At 45.7% G+C, this 16,874-nt stretch carries 13 protein-coding genes; 9 read left to right on the top strand and 4 right to left on the bottom strand.

What is annotated here, in order from left to right; translation table 11 throughout:
* Window positions 1-14 precede the first annotated feature (14 nt).
* From ACVBDU_RS04090 to ACVBDU_RS04075, 4 genes are all read left to right on the top strand, one after another.
* Window positions 15-1,526: a RagB/SusD family nutrient uptake outer membrane protein gene (locus ACVBDU_RS04090; protein ID WP_447178508.1), complete on the top strand. Its 1,512-nt coding sequence runs from the start codon at window positions 15-17 to the stop codon at window positions 1,524-1,526.
* A gap of 14 nt (window positions 1,527-1,540) precedes the next feature.
* Window positions 1,541-1,990, top strand: coding sequence for a DUF5597 domain-containing protein (locus ACVBDU_RS04085; protein ID WP_447178507.1), 450 nt, complete (start codon window positions 1,541-1,543; stop codon window positions 1,988-1,990).
* Window positions 1,991-2,034: 44 nt separating this feature from the next.
* A complete protein-coding gene (locus ACVBDU_RS04080) occupies window positions 2,035-4,929 on the top strand; it encodes a glycosyl hydrolase 115 family protein (RefSeq protein ID WP_447178506.1) in 2,895 nt (964 codons plus the stop codon).
* 155 nt (window positions 4,930-5,084) lie between these two features.
* The gene (locus tag ACVBDU_RS04075; protein WP_447178505.1) at window positions 5,085-6,206 is read left to right on the top strand and encodes a glycoside hydrolase family 43 protein; all 1,122 of its coding nucleotides are present in this window, start codon (window positions 5,085-5,087) and stop codon (window positions 6,204-6,206) included.
* An 89-nt stretch (window positions 6,207-6,295) separates the two neighbouring features.
* Here the strand turns inward: ACVBDU_RS04075 and uxuA are convergent, their stop codons facing one another.
* The 3 genes from uxuA to ACVBDU_RS04060 all read right to left on the bottom strand — a co-directional run bounded on the left by uxuA (window position 6,296) and on the right by ACVBDU_RS04060 (window position 9,645).
* On the bottom strand, window positions 6,296-7,465 hold the full coding sequence (uxuA, locus tag ACVBDU_RS04070) for a mannonate dehydratase (protein ID WP_447178516.1): 1,170 nt from the start codon (window positions 7,463-7,465) through the stop codon (window positions 6,296-6,298).
* 132 nt (window positions 7,466-7,597) lie between these two features.
* Entirely contained in the window at window positions 7,598-8,332 is a 735-nt protein-coding gene (locus tag ACVBDU_RS04065; protein ID WP_447178504.1) for an SDR family NAD(P)-dependent oxidoreductase, read from the bottom strand.
* Window positions 8,333-8,616: 284 nt separating this feature from the next.
* Window positions 8,617-9,645, bottom strand: a complete 1,029-nt coding sequence (locus ACVBDU_RS04060) for a LacI family DNA-binding transcriptional regulator (RefSeq protein WP_447178503.1) — start codon at window positions 9,643-9,645, stop codon at window positions 8,617-8,619.
* A gap of 643 nt (window positions 9,646-10,288) precedes the next feature.
* Here ACVBDU_RS04060 and ACVBDU_RS04055 point away from each other — a divergent pair.
* The 3 genes from ACVBDU_RS04055 (at window position 10,289) to ACVBDU_RS04045 (ending at window position 14,869) form a co-directional block, all read left to right on the top strand.
* Window positions 10,289-11,773, top strand: a complete 1,485-nt coding sequence (locus ACVBDU_RS04055; protein WP_447178502.1) for a xylulokinase — start codon at window positions 10,289-10,291, stop codon at window positions 11,771-11,773.
* Window positions 11,774-11,851: 78 nt separating this feature from the next.
* Window positions 11,852-13,177 carry a xylose isomerase gene (gene xylA / locus ACVBDU_RS04050; protein ID WP_447178501.1) on the top strand — a complete coding sequence of 442 codons (1,326 nt, stop codon included), beginning with the start codon at window positions 11,852-11,854 and terminating at the stop codon, window positions 13,175-13,177.
* 69 nt (window positions 13,178-13,246) lie between these two features.
* The gene (locus ACVBDU_RS04045) at window positions 13,247-14,869 is read left to right on the top strand and encodes a sodium:solute symporter (protein WP_447178500.1); all 1,623 of its coding nucleotides are present in this window, start codon (window positions 13,247-13,249) and stop codon (window positions 14,867-14,869) included.
* Between the two features lie 86 nt (window positions 14,870-14,955).
* Here ACVBDU_RS04045 and ACVBDU_RS04040 read toward each other — a convergent pair whose 3' ends face one another.
* Window positions 14,956-15,711, bottom strand: a complete 756-nt coding sequence (locus ACVBDU_RS04040; RefSeq protein ID WP_447178499.1) for a peptidylprolyl isomerase — start codon at window positions 15,709-15,711, stop codon at window positions 14,956-14,958.
* 76 nt (window positions 15,712-15,787) lie between these two features.
* Here ACVBDU_RS04040 and ACVBDU_RS04035 point away from each other — a divergent pair, with 76 nt between their 5' ends.
* Together ACVBDU_RS04035 and ACVBDU_RS04030 are read left to right on the top strand one after the other, a co-directional pair.
* The gene (locus ACVBDU_RS04035; protein WP_447178498.1) at window positions 15,788-16,351 is read left to right on the top strand and encodes an NUDIX hydrolase; all 564 of its coding nucleotides are present in this window, start codon (window positions 15,788-15,790) and stop codon (window positions 16,349-16,351) included.
* 257 nt (window positions 16,352-16,608) lie between these two features.
* Window positions 16,609-16,874, top strand: a 266-nt coding sequence (locus ACVBDU_RS04030; RefSeq protein WP_447178008.1) for a transposase, incomplete at its 3' end; no start/stop codon positions are given.

Below are 16,874 nucleotides of genomic sequence, written 5' to 3'. Positions count from 1 at the left end.
AAAAGAAAAGTATCATGGAAATTATAAGAAAATATAAAAACTATACAACAATCCTTTTTTATACCATATTTACGATATTGGTAGCCGGAGGATGTAACACGGACGATCTTGAGTTGACTGACCCCAATGGGGCTGATCCGAACAGTTTTCTTGAAACAGAACCACAGGTAATATCGGCCGTAAATGCAGGTTACGCCAATCTGCAAACCCTCGGATTATGGGGAAGGCACATGTTCTTTATGATGGATAACCTGTCACATGAAAACAGTGGAAACCCGCAACTGGAAGCAGATAAACAGCAATATCTTAATTTCAGTTTTGACGCCAGCCATGGAGGTATACGAGCGTATTGGGAGAGTTGTTACAGGGGGATTAATAAAGCCAATTATGTAATATCCAACCAAGAAAAAATAAAATCAATCTCTGCCTTATCTGATGAGGCAAAGAACAATTTCATCGCGGAAACAAGGTTTTTACGTGCCTATTATTATTTTCTTCTCGTAACAAGATTTGGAGATGCTCCGATGATTACGGAGGTTATTACAGAAGAACGTGAGGGTTTACCAAGAACTTCGTTGGAAAAAATATATGATGAGGTTATTATCCCGGATCTCGAATATGGCACCGCAAATCTTTACAGTAAATCCGATGACCGTCACGAGCGGGGCAGGGCTACTAACGAAGCCGCCTATGCGCTTTTGGGAAGGGTACACCTTTACAGGGGAGACTACGGCCCGGCACGAGATGCTTTTAATGAAATTATCGAAGATTTTGCGCTCGCCGATAATTTTAGTGATAATTTCCTGGAAGAAACAGAACATAACAGAGAATCTATATTTGAAATAGAATTTGATGAGAGTCTCGGGGGGGGAAATCTCTGGGATTCCGATATTACTGGAGCAGGGCAGAATGAGACAACACTTCGCGGACAGGAATACGGATGGAATAACTGGTTTAATGTTTATCCTTCCGATGACCTCCTGGAGGAATACGAAGACGGCGATCCCCGCTATACGGCCAGTTTCTACTTTAATGGTGACTCGTTTAATAACGGAGAAGGAGTGGTTAATATACCATTGGAAAGAAAGGCGGCGTGGAAAAAATACCAGAATTATTACAAGCGAGCCAATGAGAACATCAACTCCAGTATTAACTTCAGGGTAATACGGTATGCAGATGTTCTGCTGATGATGGCCGAAGCCGAGAACGCCCTTGGTAATTCGGATGCAGCGATTGATTACCTGAACCAGGTCCGCGATAGGGTAAATATGCCGAATTACGGTACTCCGGAAATGAATACCCTCTACCCGGTAGCTACACCGGAAGAAGTATTTGCCGCAATAGTACACGAACGAAAAGTGGAACTGGCCGGAGAACAAGTACGCTTTCCCGATCTCGTAAGATGGGGAATGGGTAATCAGATACCCAATTTTGTCGTGGGGAAAAACGAAGTGTTCCCCATACCGTTGGCAGAGATAGCAGCTAATAACAACATCTCTCAGGCTGATCAGAATAACGGGTATTAAAATCTCATGTTTGTTTGTACAATTGCCCTGAAAGCAGACGTGTTTTGCCTTCGGGGTATTGTACTTCACAGGGAATCAGACAGCGTAGTTTTATAACGGCCGCTAATGTTATCGCTCTAAAAGTGCCTTTGTTTGATCTGGCTATAGTGGTAAAACACGATCATACCCTAGGATGGTCGGCCGGGGCAGAAGAAGAGGTATGGCCGGACAGCGGAGTATTACTCATCGAAACCGCTCCGGGCAAGCTTACTGTTGCCGGTACCGGGATTGTGATCACCTTTTTTTCGGATGACAAAAAAGCTCCGAAAGCGGGAATAGCAAGAATTGATGAAGGAAAGTATGAGAACGGGGAGTGGAAGCCGGGCAGGAGGATGAACGGCGATCAAAGTCACCAGGGAAGGCATTTGCGAATACCTGTTGGCAGATACGGTATTCAAAAAGTGGAATTATATACCTATAAATAAAGCAGAAAATATATCAATTTCTAAAACAGACCAACCTTATAACCATGTATACCAACAGTAATCAAACCTCGGATAATAACGGTATAAGACGAACCTTTTTTATGATCGGCCTGCTCCTGCTGCTAAGCATTATGGCACATGGCCAGTCTCTTGTTTCCGCAGAAAAAGATGGCGGATGGTTTCCCCTGGTGGATGGAGAAGCTGCACCTGTATACTTCGGAGAAGATGAATATGCAGGGGTGGTAAGGGCTGTAAAAAATTTCGGGAAAGATATCAGAGAAGTGACAGGAAAATCACCTGAAATAATTACGGAAAAAGATCAGCTTCCTAAGTTTGTCATACTTGTGGGAACACTTGGTAAAAATCCCTGGGTCGACAAGTTGATCAACGAAGGAAAACTTCAGGTAAATGATATCTCGGGAAAATGGGAAACCTCATTCATACAGGTAATAGATTGTCCTTTTGAAGGTGTAGAGCAGGCGTTGGTAATCGTCGGAAGTGATAAAAGAGGGACCATTTTCGGTGTCTATGAACTCTCCGAACAAATAGGAGTTTCCCCCTGGTATTGGTGGGCCGATGTTCCCGTCAAACAAAAAGAAAGGTTGTATGTCCGGAAAGGAAGGTACAGCACGGGGACCCCGGCAGTTAAATACAGGGGAATTTTTATCAATGACGAAGCTCCTGCACTGTCCGGTTGGGCCCATGAAAAATTCGGTGGATTTAACCATAAGTTTTACGAAAACGTATTTGAGCTCATTCTTCGTCTCAAAGGGAATTTTCTCTGGCCTGCCATGTGGGGAAGGGCTTTTTATGACGATGACCCCCTGACCGCTTCCCTGGCAGATGAATACGGCGTGGTGATCAGTACTTCCCACCACGAACCCCTGATGCGGGCCCATGTAGAATGGAGCAGGTATGGTAAGGGAGCATGGAACTACGAAACCAATAAAGAAGAATTACAGGATTTCTGGAAGGAAGGCATAGAGAGAATGGGGACTAACGAAAGTATCGTTACCCTGGGTATGCGTGGTGATGGGGATGAACCTATGAGTGAAGAGAACAATATAGCCCTGCTTGAAAAGATCATCGAGGATCAGCGGAATATAATCAGTGAGGCCACCGGAAAACCGGCGAAGGAAACATTACAGGTATGGACACTGTACAAAGAAGTTCAGGAATACTACGATAAAGGTCTGCGCGTGCCGGATGATGTTACCCTTTTTTTATGTGATGATAACTGGGGCAACGTGCGAAAACTCCCCGAACCGTATGTCCCGCCGCGTAAAGGCGGATACGGAATGTACTATCACTTCGATTATGTGGGAGGCCCGCGAAACTATAAATGGTTAAACACCAATCCGCTTCCGAGGATATGGGAACAGATGCATCTTACCTATCGCCACGGAGTAGATCGTATTTGGGTGGTGAATGTAGGGGATATCAAACCCATGGAACTTCCCATCTCCTTTTTCCTCGACTATGCCTGGTCTCCCGAAAAATGGCCTGCAGACCGGGTTTCCGGATACGTAGAAGAGTGGAGTGCAAAACAGTTCGGAGCAGAATATGCCCCGGAAATAGCAGAATTACTATCCCTCTATGCCAAGTATAACAGCAGGAGAAAACCCGAACTGCTCGATGCGGAGACCTACAGTCTTGTTCATTACCGGGAGGGGGAGAGAGTAGTTGAAGACTATAATAAGCTGGTTGAGAAAGCGGAAGATATCTATACCAAAATACCGGGAGAATACCGGGATGCTTTCTACCAGTTGGTGCTTTTCCCGGTAAAGGCCTGTGCGAACCTCAATGAGTTATATGTGACCGTTGCCAAAAACCGTCTTTATGCCGGACAGGGCAGGGCCAATACCAATAAAATGGCCGAAAGAGCAGGAGAATTATACCGGAAGGATGCGGAACTTACAGCCTATTACCACGATAGCCTGGCAGGAGGGAAATGGAACCATATGATGAGCCAGACCCACATAGGATATACCTATTGGCAGCAGCCCGAAGAACAAACCATGCCGGAAGTAAAAGAGATCAAGATGCCGGATAAAGCTGCCCTGGGAGTGGCGATAGAGGGTTCGGCCGAATGGTGGCCGCATGCGAAGGAAAAACCGGTACTCCCGGAAATAACCCCTTATCAGACAGGTAAGAGATACATAGATATATTTAACAAGGGGAAAAAGCCTTTGAAATATGAGATCCATAGCTTTGTACCCTGGTTATTATTGTCTTCCGCTCATGGAGAAGTCAGCGGCGAGGACAGGATATGGATAGACGTCGATTGGGCCAAGGCACCTGCCGGAGTTAAGGAAGTACCCGTAACCATCCGCACCGGCAAAGATGAGGTTACAGTATATGCCAGGGTAAACACTTTCTCCGGAAAAGAAGTAAAAGGTTTCGTAGAACAAAATGGTTACATAGCTATGGAAGCCATGAATTTTTCAGGTAAAAAAGAACTTACCGGGACAAAATACGGTGTAATACCCGATCTGGGCAGGACCGGTTCGGCAGTAACGCTTTTCCCGGTTACTTTAGACAAAGACGTGTTGCAAAACGAAGAACACTATCTGGAATACAGGATATATTTGAATACTCCCGGAGAAGTTAAAGTACATACCTTGCTTTCCCCGACCCTGAACTATGACAATTCGCCGGACGGAAAGCGCCTTGCAGTTTCTATAGATAACACCACCCCCCAAATAATCCGTATGCACGCGGAGGAAAATAACAGGCTATGGGAAAAATGGGTGGCAAATAATATCAACGACCTGGTGAGTGTACATCAGGTGGATGAACCGGGAGAACACCTGCTGCGCATACGCATGCTGGATCCGGGGATTGTCCTGCAAAAAATTATTATAGATACCGGGGGCCTTGAACCGAGTTATCTCGGTCCGGAAGAGAGTAATTATGTAACAGGTAATGCGAAGGAGTGAAGCATAGAATATTATTAACAGTGACAAAAGCATGAAAGCCCTGCTTTTATAAGGATTACCGGCATAAAGGATGTCGGAATACCAGGTTTTTTGTTACCGGACAGCGGGAGAGAACGCAATAATTAAAAATAACGATATCAATAAAGAAAGTAAAGATGAAAAAGGGGTATTTAAAAAAGACAACATCCATGTTATTTGCCGGTTTGCTGTTGGCTTCCTGCGGTGAAGGGGACAAAAAGAAGCAGGATGAGCAGACTACCGGGGTTAAAGAGCAAAAAAAGGAAGAAAAGAAAAAGTTCCGCGATCAGCCCCTGGTAACAGATATATATACGGCAGACCCTTCTGCACATGTTTTTGAAGGTAAATTGTATATCTACCCGTCCCATGACGTAAATGCAGGGATAGAAGAAGACGATTTCGGAGGACATTTTGATATGCGGGATTATCATGTGTTTTCTATGGATTCCGCAGGAGGAAAGGTAACAGATCACGGGGTGGCGTTGAGTGTGGAGGATGTTCCCTGGGCGGAGAGACAATTATGGGCCCCGGATGCTGCCAGGAAAGGAGATACCTATTACCTGTATTTCCCGGCAAAAGATAAGGAAGGCGTGTTTCGTATAGGAGTTGCGGTTTCCGATTCTCCTTCGGGACCTTTTAAGGCGGAAAACGAACCGATGAAAGGAAGCCTGAGCATTGATCCGGCCGTATTTGAGGATACTGACGGTGAATACTATATGTATATCGGGGGGATATGGGGAGGTCAGTTGCAGAACTGGAGAACCGGAAAATACGACCACGACACAAAAACCCCTTACGATAACGAACCTGCAGATGACGAACCGGCTATTGGCCCGAGAGTGGCCCGCCTGAGTAAGGATATGCTACAATTTGACGAGGAACTTAAAGAGATCGAAATCCTGGATAAAGAAGGAAATCCCATTTTGGCCGGAGATCATGACAGGCGGTTTTTCGAGGCTGCGTGGGTGCACAAGTATAAGGATAAGTATTATTTCTCCTATTCTACCGGAGACACACATTTTATTGCTTACGCCATAGGCGACAGCCCATACGGACCTTTCGTGTACCGGGGGAACATCCTTAACCCGGTTGAAGGATGGACCAATCATCACTCCATCGTGGAATTCGAAGGGCAGTGGTATATTTTTTATCACGACACCGAGCTGTCCGGAAAAACGCATCTGCGCAATATAAAGATGAGTAAACTCAGACACCGTGAAGAGGGGACCATAGAGACCATAAATACGGTGACGGAATAGCCTGAAAAATTGGTTCTTGAGGAAGAAAACGCCCCGGCCTGTTTTAGGGAACAGGCCGGGGCGTTTTTGGTTATTTGAAATCGAACCGGTTAGATTTTGTTGTTCATGGCATATACCACGCCGTGTTCCAATCCGCGTATTTCCGCGAGTCCCTTTAGGCGGCCTATAAGCGAATAACCGGAGTAGTGCTCCCTTCCTTCTTCCAGCGAAAAAAGAGCCCCGTGATCCGGTCTCATAGGCAGGGAAATATTCCTTTTGTTCATCAGCTGAAGTATTTTGTAAACAACAGTCTCCATCGGGGCATCTCCGCCCAGGTGTTCGGCTTCTTTGAATACGCCTTCCCTCTCTTTTTCCACACTTCGAAGATGAAGGAAATGTATACGATCGCCATGCTTTTCCAGGATACGTACCAGGTCGTTGTCCGGGTTGGCCCCTAAAGATCCGGTGCAGTAACATAACCCGTTTGCGTTGAGCGGTACGGCTTCCAGTACCTTTTCTATGTCTTTCTCGGAACATACGATACGCGGGAGCCCGAGTACGGAAAAAGGCGGGTCATCCGGGTGTATGGCCAGTTTCAGGCCAAGTTTTTCAGCTACGGGAGCAACTTCACTCAAAAAGTAACGGAGGTTTTCCCTTAATTTACTGTCATCAATGCCTTCGTATTGTTTGAGCAGGTCCAGGACTTTTTGCGGGGTAAAATTCTCTTTACTGCCCGGAAGTCCCAATAAAACCGTATTAAAAAGATTCTGTTTTTCCTCTTCGGATAAGCGGTTGCCATAAGCGGTAGCGCTTTCTTTTTCTTCATCCGAATAGTCATTCCCGGCTCCGGGTCTTTGCAGGAGAAAAAGATCAAAAAAGACAAAGGCATCCTTTTCAAACCGGAGGGTCTTTGTACCGTCCCGGTTGACAAACATCGTGTTGGTCCGTATCCAGTCGAGTACAGGCATAAAATTATAGGTAATGACCTTAAGCCCGCAGGAAGCAATATTTTCCAGGCTCTTTTTGTAATTATCTATATACGCTTCGTAATCGCCGCTTTTTCGCTTAATATCTTCATGTACCGGAAGACTTTCTATGACAGTCCATTCCAGTCCCTGGGCGTGTACTGTGGAGAGTCGGTCTTTTATGGCCTCAACGGTCCACACGTCCCCAACGGGAATTTCATGCAACGCGGTGACGATCCCGCTGGCTCCTGCCTGTTTTATTTCCTGCAGGCTAACGCCGTCGTGCGGTCCGTACCATCGCATGGTTTGCTGCATTCGTATCATATAGCTTTATGTTATCTGGTCGGAAAACCACTATTTTGAAAAATGTATTCCGGATAGCTGTACTATCCCTGGTTTGCCCTCCCGTTAATTTCTTTATTCTGTTACTTGTCTGTCGGAGATACCTTAAAAACCGATACTGTTTCCGCCGTCTACCGGCAATACGGTCCCCGTGGTGAATTTGGATTCGGAAGTGGCGTAATAGAAGACCGCATCGGCGATATCCGAAGGCTCACCCAGTGTTCCCATAGGAGTCCGGGAAAGCACCTTGTTTTTTCGTTCCGGGTCATTGTCCAGGGCTTTGGAAGACATTTTGGTTTTTATGAACCCCGGCGCCACGCAATTAACGCGGACACCAAATGGTGCCAGTTCTACGGCCATAGCCCTCGTCATTCCTTCAATAGCGGTTTTACTGGCCGAATAGGCGATCACTTTCGGTATGCCGTATTGCGAGGTCATGGAGCTGATGTTTACAATACTCCCCCCTCCGTTTTCTTTCATTACCTTTACGACTTCCCGGCTCACGGAAAATACACTGAATACGTTGGTGTGAATGATGGATTGAAAATCTTCGTCGGTAACGTCCAGGAATTCCTTCTTCATATTAATTCCCGCATTGTTTACCAATATGTCTATAGGAGAATCTTTGGCAATACTTTTTATGAGTTCCGGAATTCCTTCCAGGTTATTCAGGTCAAATATGGCCGGAACGGCAAGTTCCCCGATCTCTTTGCAGGCAGCTTCTGTTTTTTCACGGTTTCTGCCCACGATATATGTTTTGATACCGTTGTCGCATAATTTCTTTGCCGTAGCATAACCCAGCCCGGAATTTCCCCCGGTCACAATAGCAGTTTTAGTCATATTTCCAATATTTTTTATAGTTTATCCGGCATTTCCGGTAGTTGTTTTACGTAAAAAAGGCCTTGTTTAGAGGCTTTTACAATATTCCGGAATGCATTGGGATTGTAAAATAAACGAAAAAAAGTCCCTTTTCAAAATATTTTATGCAATCGGTTGCGTTTTTCGGATCGAATAAAGAAGATATTCACAAATAATGTTTTTTGGTTGTACAGATACAACAGGGAAACACGTTTGTTATGCCTGTTTTTTTTGGTGTCTTGACACGTTGAAACTCAAACAGTTTCTTAAACTTTTCTGGAAGAATCCCGGACAATGATCTCTGTGGGGAGAACGGTAATTTCCGAGACCGTATCTTCGTTATCTTCCGCGGCATGCAGTAAAATACGCTGGGCGGAGATCTGGCCCATTTTTATGGCAGGGTGGGTTACTGTAGATAGGGCGGGTTCGACTATCGATGCAATGGGATCGTCATTAAAACCGATAACAGCCAGTTCTTCCGGAATTTTTATTCCCCTTTTTTTTGCATACATGATGGCGCTGACCGCAGCCGTGTCGTTGGCCGAGAAAATGGCGTCGGGAGGTTGGGGCAGGTCCAGTAAGTTACGGGTGGCCTTTTCTCCTTCCCCGAAACTCAGAGATTTAAAACTTACGATGAGGTTATTATCCACCGGAATGTTATGATCTTTCAGGGCATCCAGGTACCCTTTTTTCCGTTCCCGGTATACGTTTCGGTGCTGTGCCCCGGCAAAATGGGCAATATGCCTGCAACCTTGCTCTATAAGGTGCTGGGTTGCTTTATATCCTGCGGTGTAGTTGTCTATAATGACCTTGTGTATATCCAGCTCATCCGGAACACGATCTACAAATACGATAGGGATCCCCTGGTCCATGAACTGGCGAAGGTGTTCCAGTTTGCGTGTTTCCATGGAAAGAGAAACGATAAGGCCGCTGATCCTGCTATTGTACAGCGTCTGCGCGTTTACGACTTCGTTTTCATATTTGTCGTTGGACTGGCTTATAATAACGTTGTATCCGGATTTTCTTGCCGTTTCCTCAATACCACTTATCAATGACGACACAAAAGGCCTGTTGATACGGGATATCATAATGCCAATGGTCTTACTTCTGTTATTCCTAAGACTGGCAGCCAGGGAATTAGGTTGGTATCCCATTTCCTTGGCCATTTTCTTTATGAGCTGGGTTGTATTTTTACTGATGCTTTCGTGGTCGTTCAAAGCCCGCGATATGGTAGAGGGAGAATACTTGAGCTTTTTTGCTATATCGTAAATGGTGATTTCCTTTTTCGCTTTCATGTTTATTGTTTAGTGAGATCAACCGGTTTCCGATTACCGGTTTTACCTGTTTTCCGGATAAGATCACCTGGAAGGAAAAGTGTTTAAAGCCATCAAATATACGGAATTACACCCAATGATATACAAAACCGCCCAGGGCAAACGAATCATGTACGCAGTATCTGAGGATGTGAGAAGGTGAGAGTGCGAGAGTGTGAGAGTGTGACTCTGAGGTAAAGGAGCTTGGGAAATGAGAGGACAGAGATGGTAAGGATGACCGGGAGGCCAGGTGCCTTTCGGCCCCACTCAGAACGGAACCTGCAACCTGCCCAAACCTGCAACCTGGAACCTGCAACTATTTATAATTTTACGATGCGTTTGCCCTGCAAAGCCGCCTAAAGCGAAAAGGATTTCGGATAGGACAATATACAAGTGGACGGGGTATGGAAACAGGATAGACTTTTTTTGGAATTGAGATATTTTAATTTTTTTTAACGGAAAAATGTATATTTGATCCACAATCGATTGCAAAACGATTTTGCAATAAAAAATTTGTCAGATTAAAAGTTATGGTTATTTTTACCATATCTTATAGTTATATTTACTATAAGATCTTTTTTTAAAGATTTGGCAGGATAATAATACAGTAAACCAATCTTAAAGTATGTATTGGATAGGATATGATGTGGGAAGCTCTTCGATAAAGGCTTCTCTTGTCGAGGCCGGTAGTGGCAGGGTAGTCGGAGTGACACAACAGCCGGATAACGAAATGCCCATAACCTCTCTGGAACCGGGCTGGGGAGAGCAAAACCCGGAAATGTGGTGGGATAATTTGTGTAAAGCCACCGCAAAATTATTGAAGCAGACCAAAACCGACCCGTCAAAGATTGCCGGAATAGGAGTGTCCTACCAGATGCATGGACTGGTCATTGTGGATAAGGAATTAAAAGTCCTTCGCGATTCTATTATCTGGTGCGACAGCAGGGCGGTAGATACCGGGAACCGGCTTTTTGTAAAGGCCGGTGAGTACAAATGTCTGGACAGGTTGCTTAATTCTCCCGGTAATTTTACCCTTTCCAAACTGAAATGGGTCATGGAGAACGAACCTGAGATATATGAAAAAATATACAAATTCCTGCTTCCGGGAGATTATATAGCCCTGAAACTTACCGGGGAATGTACTACAACGCCTTCCGGGCTTTCCGAGGGGATCACATGGGATTTTAAAGATAACAAACCTGCCCTGTGGCTGCTCGCAGAAGCGGGTATAGACACTTCCCTGTTACCTGAAGTGGTACCCACTTTTTCCGAACAGGGAAAGCTTACCGAAGAAGCCTCGCGCGAACTGGGACTGAAAGCAGGGGTTCCTTTGCTGTACCGTGCAGGAGACCAGCCGAACAACGCATTATCTCTTAATGTTTTCAATCCCGGGGAAATAGCGGCTACCGGTGGGACATCCGGAGTGGTTTATGCCGTAAGTGATGTAACAAGTACTACCGAAGGGACCCGCATCAATAACTTTGCACACGTCAATCATAAACCGGAGCTTCCCCGTATCGGTAAATTACTAAACATTAACGGGGCAGGGATATTATATCGCTGGATGAAAGACCAGGTATCCGGCGGAACACTTACCTATAACGAAATGAACCAAATGGCGGCGACCGTTCCGGTCGGGGCTGCCGGACTCCGGATATTGCCTTTCGGGAACGGATCGGAACGCATGCTGAACAACGCCAACATAGGAGCGGGAATACACAACCTGAACTTCAATATTCACGGACAGCAACACCTGTATCGCGCAGCCCTGGAAGGGATTGCTTTTTCCTTTGTCTATGGCATAGGCGTACTGGAGAATGACGGCGTAGAACTGACTGCTATTAAAGCCGGAGGGGACAACCTGTTCCGGTCCGAACTGTTTTCACGTACCATAGCTACATTGGTAGACAGAGAGATACGTATTGTGGATACCACAGGGGCCGTAGGTGCCGCACGTGCGGCGGGGTATAGCTATGGCGACTTTAATACTTTCGGAGATGCTTTCTCCGGTGATGAGTACATAGCAACTTACGCTCCTCTCAAAGATAAAGAGACGTACCGGGAGGCTTATGAATCGTGGAAAGAAGCCTTGTCCAAAGCGCAGCAATAGTCCCGGAGTTACAGACAGACCAAAACAAAACAGCTAACACCTGACACCGAAGTATAACATATTTAATGCAAGAAAAAAATGATAACATTAGGAGAGAAAGAGTATTTTAAGGGAATAGGGAAAATAAAGTTCGAAGGAGCTTCTTCCCGCAATCCGTTGGCATTCAAATACTATGATGAGAATAAAGTCGTGGGAGGCAAGACCATGAAAGAACATTTCCGTTTTGCCGTAGCTTACTGGCATACCTTTACCGGAACCGGGGGAGATCCTTTCGGAATGGCAACCAAAAATTTTCCCTGGCTGGAGGCGGCAGACGCGAAGCAACAGGCGAAAGACAAAATGGATGCCGCTTTTGAGTTTATCACCAAACTGGGCGTTCCTTACTATTGCTTTCATGATTTTGACCTGATCGCAGAAGGGAACAGCCTGGCGGAATCGGAAAAGAGATTACAGTTTATATCCGACTATGCCCTGGAAAAGCAGAAAGCATCCGGGGTAAAACTACTCTGGGGTACTGCAAACTGTTTCAGTCACCCGAAATATATGAACGGGGCGATCACCAACCCGGATTTTAATGTTCTGGCACAGGCCGGGGCCCAGGTAAAGAATGCCCTGGATATTACCATTAAACTCGGAGGTGAGAATTATGTATTCTGGGGAGGTAGAGAAGGCTATATGTCGCTTTTGAATACCGAGATGAAAAGAGAACAGGAACACTTTGCCACTTTTCTGCATATGGCGAGAGATTACGCCCGAAAACAAGGGTTTAAAGGTAAGTTCTTCATCGAACCCAAGCCTATGGAGCCGACTAAGCACCAGTACGATTTTGACGCGGCTACCGTAATCGGTTTTCTTACCAAATACGATCTCCTGGACGATTTTAAACTGAACCTGGAGGTAAACCACGCCACCCTGGCACAACATACTTTTGAGCACGAATTACAGGTGGCGGCAGACAATAATCTTCTCGGTAGTATAGACGCCAACCGCGGAGATTACCAGAATGGTTGGGATACCGATCAGTTCCCGGTAGATGTATTTGAGCTTACCCAGGCCATGCTCGTTATCTTACAGTCCGGAGGCTTCCAGGGCGGAGGTGTTAATTTCGATGCCAAGACCAGGAGGAACTCTACCGATCTCGAAGATATTTTCTATGCGCATATTGGAGGAATGGACGCTTTTGCACGTGCCCTGGTTGCAGCGCAGAGAATCCTGGATGATTCGGAATACCTGGCATTGCGTAAAGAGCGTTACAGTTCTTTTGATTCCGGTGACGGAAAGGTTTTTGCCGACGGGATGACTTCTCTCGAAGAATTATACCGGTATGCCGAGGAACACCAGGACATCAAACAACAAAGCGGAAAACAGGAGTTCTTTGAGAATCTGATCAATCAATATATTTAAGTCTGTATATCCGGAACGGGAACAATCTGTTTGTTCCCGTTCCGGAACAGCTAACCAAAAACCGGAATTATGGAACAACTGGACTGGATTGTCATAGGAATGTACTTTGTACTTCTCCTGGGTATTGCTGCCTGGGTGATGAGCAAAAAACAAAAAGACACAAAAGATTACTTTCTGGCGGGCCGGAATGTAGGATGGTTCGTCGTGGGGGCGTCTATTTTTGCGTCCAATATAGGCTCAGAGCACCTGGTAGGGCTTGCCGGGGCAGGTGCCGATAGTGGTATGCCCCTGGCACATTACGAATTACACGCCTGGATCGTACTACTTCTCGGCTGGGTGTTTTTGCCCTTCTACGCCAGGAGCGGGGTATTTACCATGCCCGAATTCCTGGAACGGAGATATAGCCCCAAAGCCAGGTGGTTTTTGTCCATACTCTCCCTGCTGGGATATATACTTACCAAGGTTTCCGTATCCATCTATGCAGGGGGAATTGTTTTCCAGTCTTTACTGGGAATAGATTTCTGGACCGGGGCAATACTTACCCTTGTCATTACCGGGGTATATACCGTTGTTGGAGGAATGAGTGCCGTGGTCTATACGGAGACCCTTCAGACCTTTGTCCTTATAGGCGGGGCGCTGGCCGTAACCTTTATAGGACTTAATCACGAAGCCATCGGAGGATGGTCCGGACTTAAGGAGATCGTGGGGAGTGAACACTTTAACATGTGGCGTCCCGCCGATGATCCCCGGTATCCGTGGACGGGAATGGTGTTCGGAGGTGCCATCGTTGGTATATGGTACTGGTGTACGGACCAGTATATAGTACAGCGGGTGCTGACCGCAAAAAATGTCAAAGAGGGTAGAAGAGGAGCCATATGGGGCGGTTTTTTGAAAATTCTTCCCGTTTTTCTTTTCCTGGTTCCCGGGATGGTGGCTTTTGCGCTCAGCAAACAGGGAGTATTACAGTACGACAATGCCAATGAAGTATTGCCGACAATGGTAAAAACCCTGCTCCCGGCGGGAATACGGGGACTTGTCGCTGCGGGATTACTGGCAGCCCTTATGAGTTCCCTGGCTTCGGTATTCAATTCCTGTTCTACGTTGTTTACCATAGATATTTACAAAAAATTAAAACCGAATGAGAGCGAAACCAAGTTGCTCCGCATAGGGAAAATAGCAACAGGTTTTATCGTTATCCTCGGATTCGCCTGGATACCCGTTATGAAAAATGCCCCGGGAACACTGTATGATTACCTGCAATCCGTTCAGTCTTATATAGCGCCGCCGATTACAGCGGTATTCCTTCTCGGGATACTTTCCAAAAGAATCAATGCCAAAGGAGCTCTGGCAACCCTGTACATCGGGTTCGGAATAGGGCTTTTCCGGTTAATCCTGGACACCATAGTAACCTTTAACCCCGGACACGAATTCTCCGGTATATTGGGCGATATTATAGCCATACCGTTCTCTCATTTCGCTATTGTTATCTTTGTTATCTCCCTTTGTATCCTCGTGGGGGTAAGCTTATCATCTGCAAAACCCTCTGCCGAACAGGTGGAAGGGCTCGCCCTGGGCACATTGACAGCAGAGCAGAAAGCGGAAGTGAAAAACAGTTACAGCTGGGTAGATATAGTTGCTTCCGTACTTGTCGTAGTGATTATTACAGCGATTATGGTGTATTTTACAGGATAATGACTAAACCTTAAATAATTTATTAAGAGACCTATGGCCTCTTATCCAAAAGAGACACACGGCCGTGTGTCTCTTTTGTTATTAGGTTATTCTATAATCTCCACCTTCATTCTTACGCTTTCATAAGGCCATTCGCGGTCATCTGTTGGCAGGTCACAAATCTTGTCTACTACATCCATGCCCTGGGTAACACGACCGAAAGCAGTGTAATTTCCATCCAGGTGATACGCTCCGGGGCTTTGTACCACAATAAAAAACTCGAAGGGTGACGCCAGTTTGTGCGGATTGTCCACCTCATCGCTGCTGGGCATGGATACTATACCACGGTGGTGTTTGAACCCTTTTCTCGTATCCGGAGGGAGAAGGTACCTTCCGATGTCCGTACGCTTTCTGGAAGTCATACGGTTATCGGAATTTCCACCCTGGATGATGAAATTTTTTACGACCCGGTGAAAGTAAGTACCGTCAAAATATCCCTTTTTGGTCAGGTAGATAAAATTGGAACGGTGATAGGGGGTTTCCCGGAACAGTTCTATGATAATATCGCCGTATTTCGTAGATATTTTTACCTTGTTTTCTTTGTGCTTTTTGTTGTATTCGAAAAAGAAAGGGATAGCGTTATCGTCATTCAGTACAATAGTGTCTTCCGTTTTTACATTTTTGGGAATACTGCCTTTTTTGGAGATCGTGTCCGTTTCGGCTTTTTTGTTTGCCGTAGTGTCCACCTCGCTTTGCTCTGTAGCCGGGTGGGCTTTCCCCGTGGATTTTTTAGCTTTTTCTTGGCACCCGGTTAAAAATATAAATAGTATTATTGTAAAAAGACTCAGAGTATTACGTAACATGAATTTTGATGAATTTTTAGAGTTAGTCCCAAAAATAAAAAATCTACCCTTACCGGGACAGGAATCCCAGTATAAAATGGCTTCCATTCCGGCAAAAGAATTACGCCAAGTGGACCTTTCCCTGAAAAATCCCAGGAAAGCCGGTGTTATGGCCTTATTCTATCCCGATAACAGTTACAAAACCAATATAGTTCTGCTCCTTCGTAAGAAATATGAGGGAATACATTCCAACCAGGTTGGTTTTCCCGGGGGGAAGATGGAGGAGGAAGATGCCGATATCCGGATAACAGCCCTCAGGGAAACGCAGGAGGAAGTGGGGGTTTCCCCGGAAAAGATAAAGATTGTCCGGGCGTTGACAACACTGTATGTGCCCCCGAGTAATTTCCTGGTGCACCCTTTTCTGGGCGTATCGGAAGAAACCCCGTCATTTCTGCCCCAGGAGGAGGAAGTGGAAGAACTTATAGAAGTGCCGCTGGAATATATACTCGATGACAATCTCGTAGCCCGGAAAACCATTATTACCTCTTATGCCACCAATGCAGATGTACCGTATTTTAATTTTAGCGGATACACGGTCTGGGGAGCTACCGCAGCCATGCTGAGTGAAGTAAAAGATCTTCTGGGTATGGCACTTGTTTGAGTTCGGCTACTGTCTATAGCAGGGCAAACGCATTATGCGCAGAGCATCTGATAATGGGAGAATATGAGAATATGAGAATTCGATAATGTGACCATGAGGTAGAAGAGTTTGGGAAATGAGAGGATAGCGGATGGGCTTAGATGGATGGGAGTTGTGGGGATGATCAGGAGACGGGGTGTCCTTGGGCTCCGCTCAGTGCAACTTGCAACTTGACTAAGCCTAACATAGGTTGCCTTTTTTCTTAAACTTAATGTATAATGAAAAAAGGACAAGAACACAGAGTGTTTGATTTAGGCCTCAAATTGCAATTAGTCAAGCAGATTGAAAAGGGAGAACTCCGGGTTCGTGATGTTAGCCAGCTTTATCAGGTAAGTACCACGGCGGTATATAAATGGTTACGTAAATATTCCGATCTTTACGTGAGTAATACACGAATGATAGTGGAAAGTAAAAGTTTATCAAAGAAGCAAAAAGAGCAGGCAGAGCGCATTAAGGAGCTGGAACGGGCTTTGGGTCAAAAGCA

This window comes from Sinomicrobium endophyticum (genome assembly GCF_052983315.1).
The sequence above is the reverse complement of the archived record's forward strand: the minus strand, read 5'-3'. Positions and strand labels throughout refer to the sequence as shown.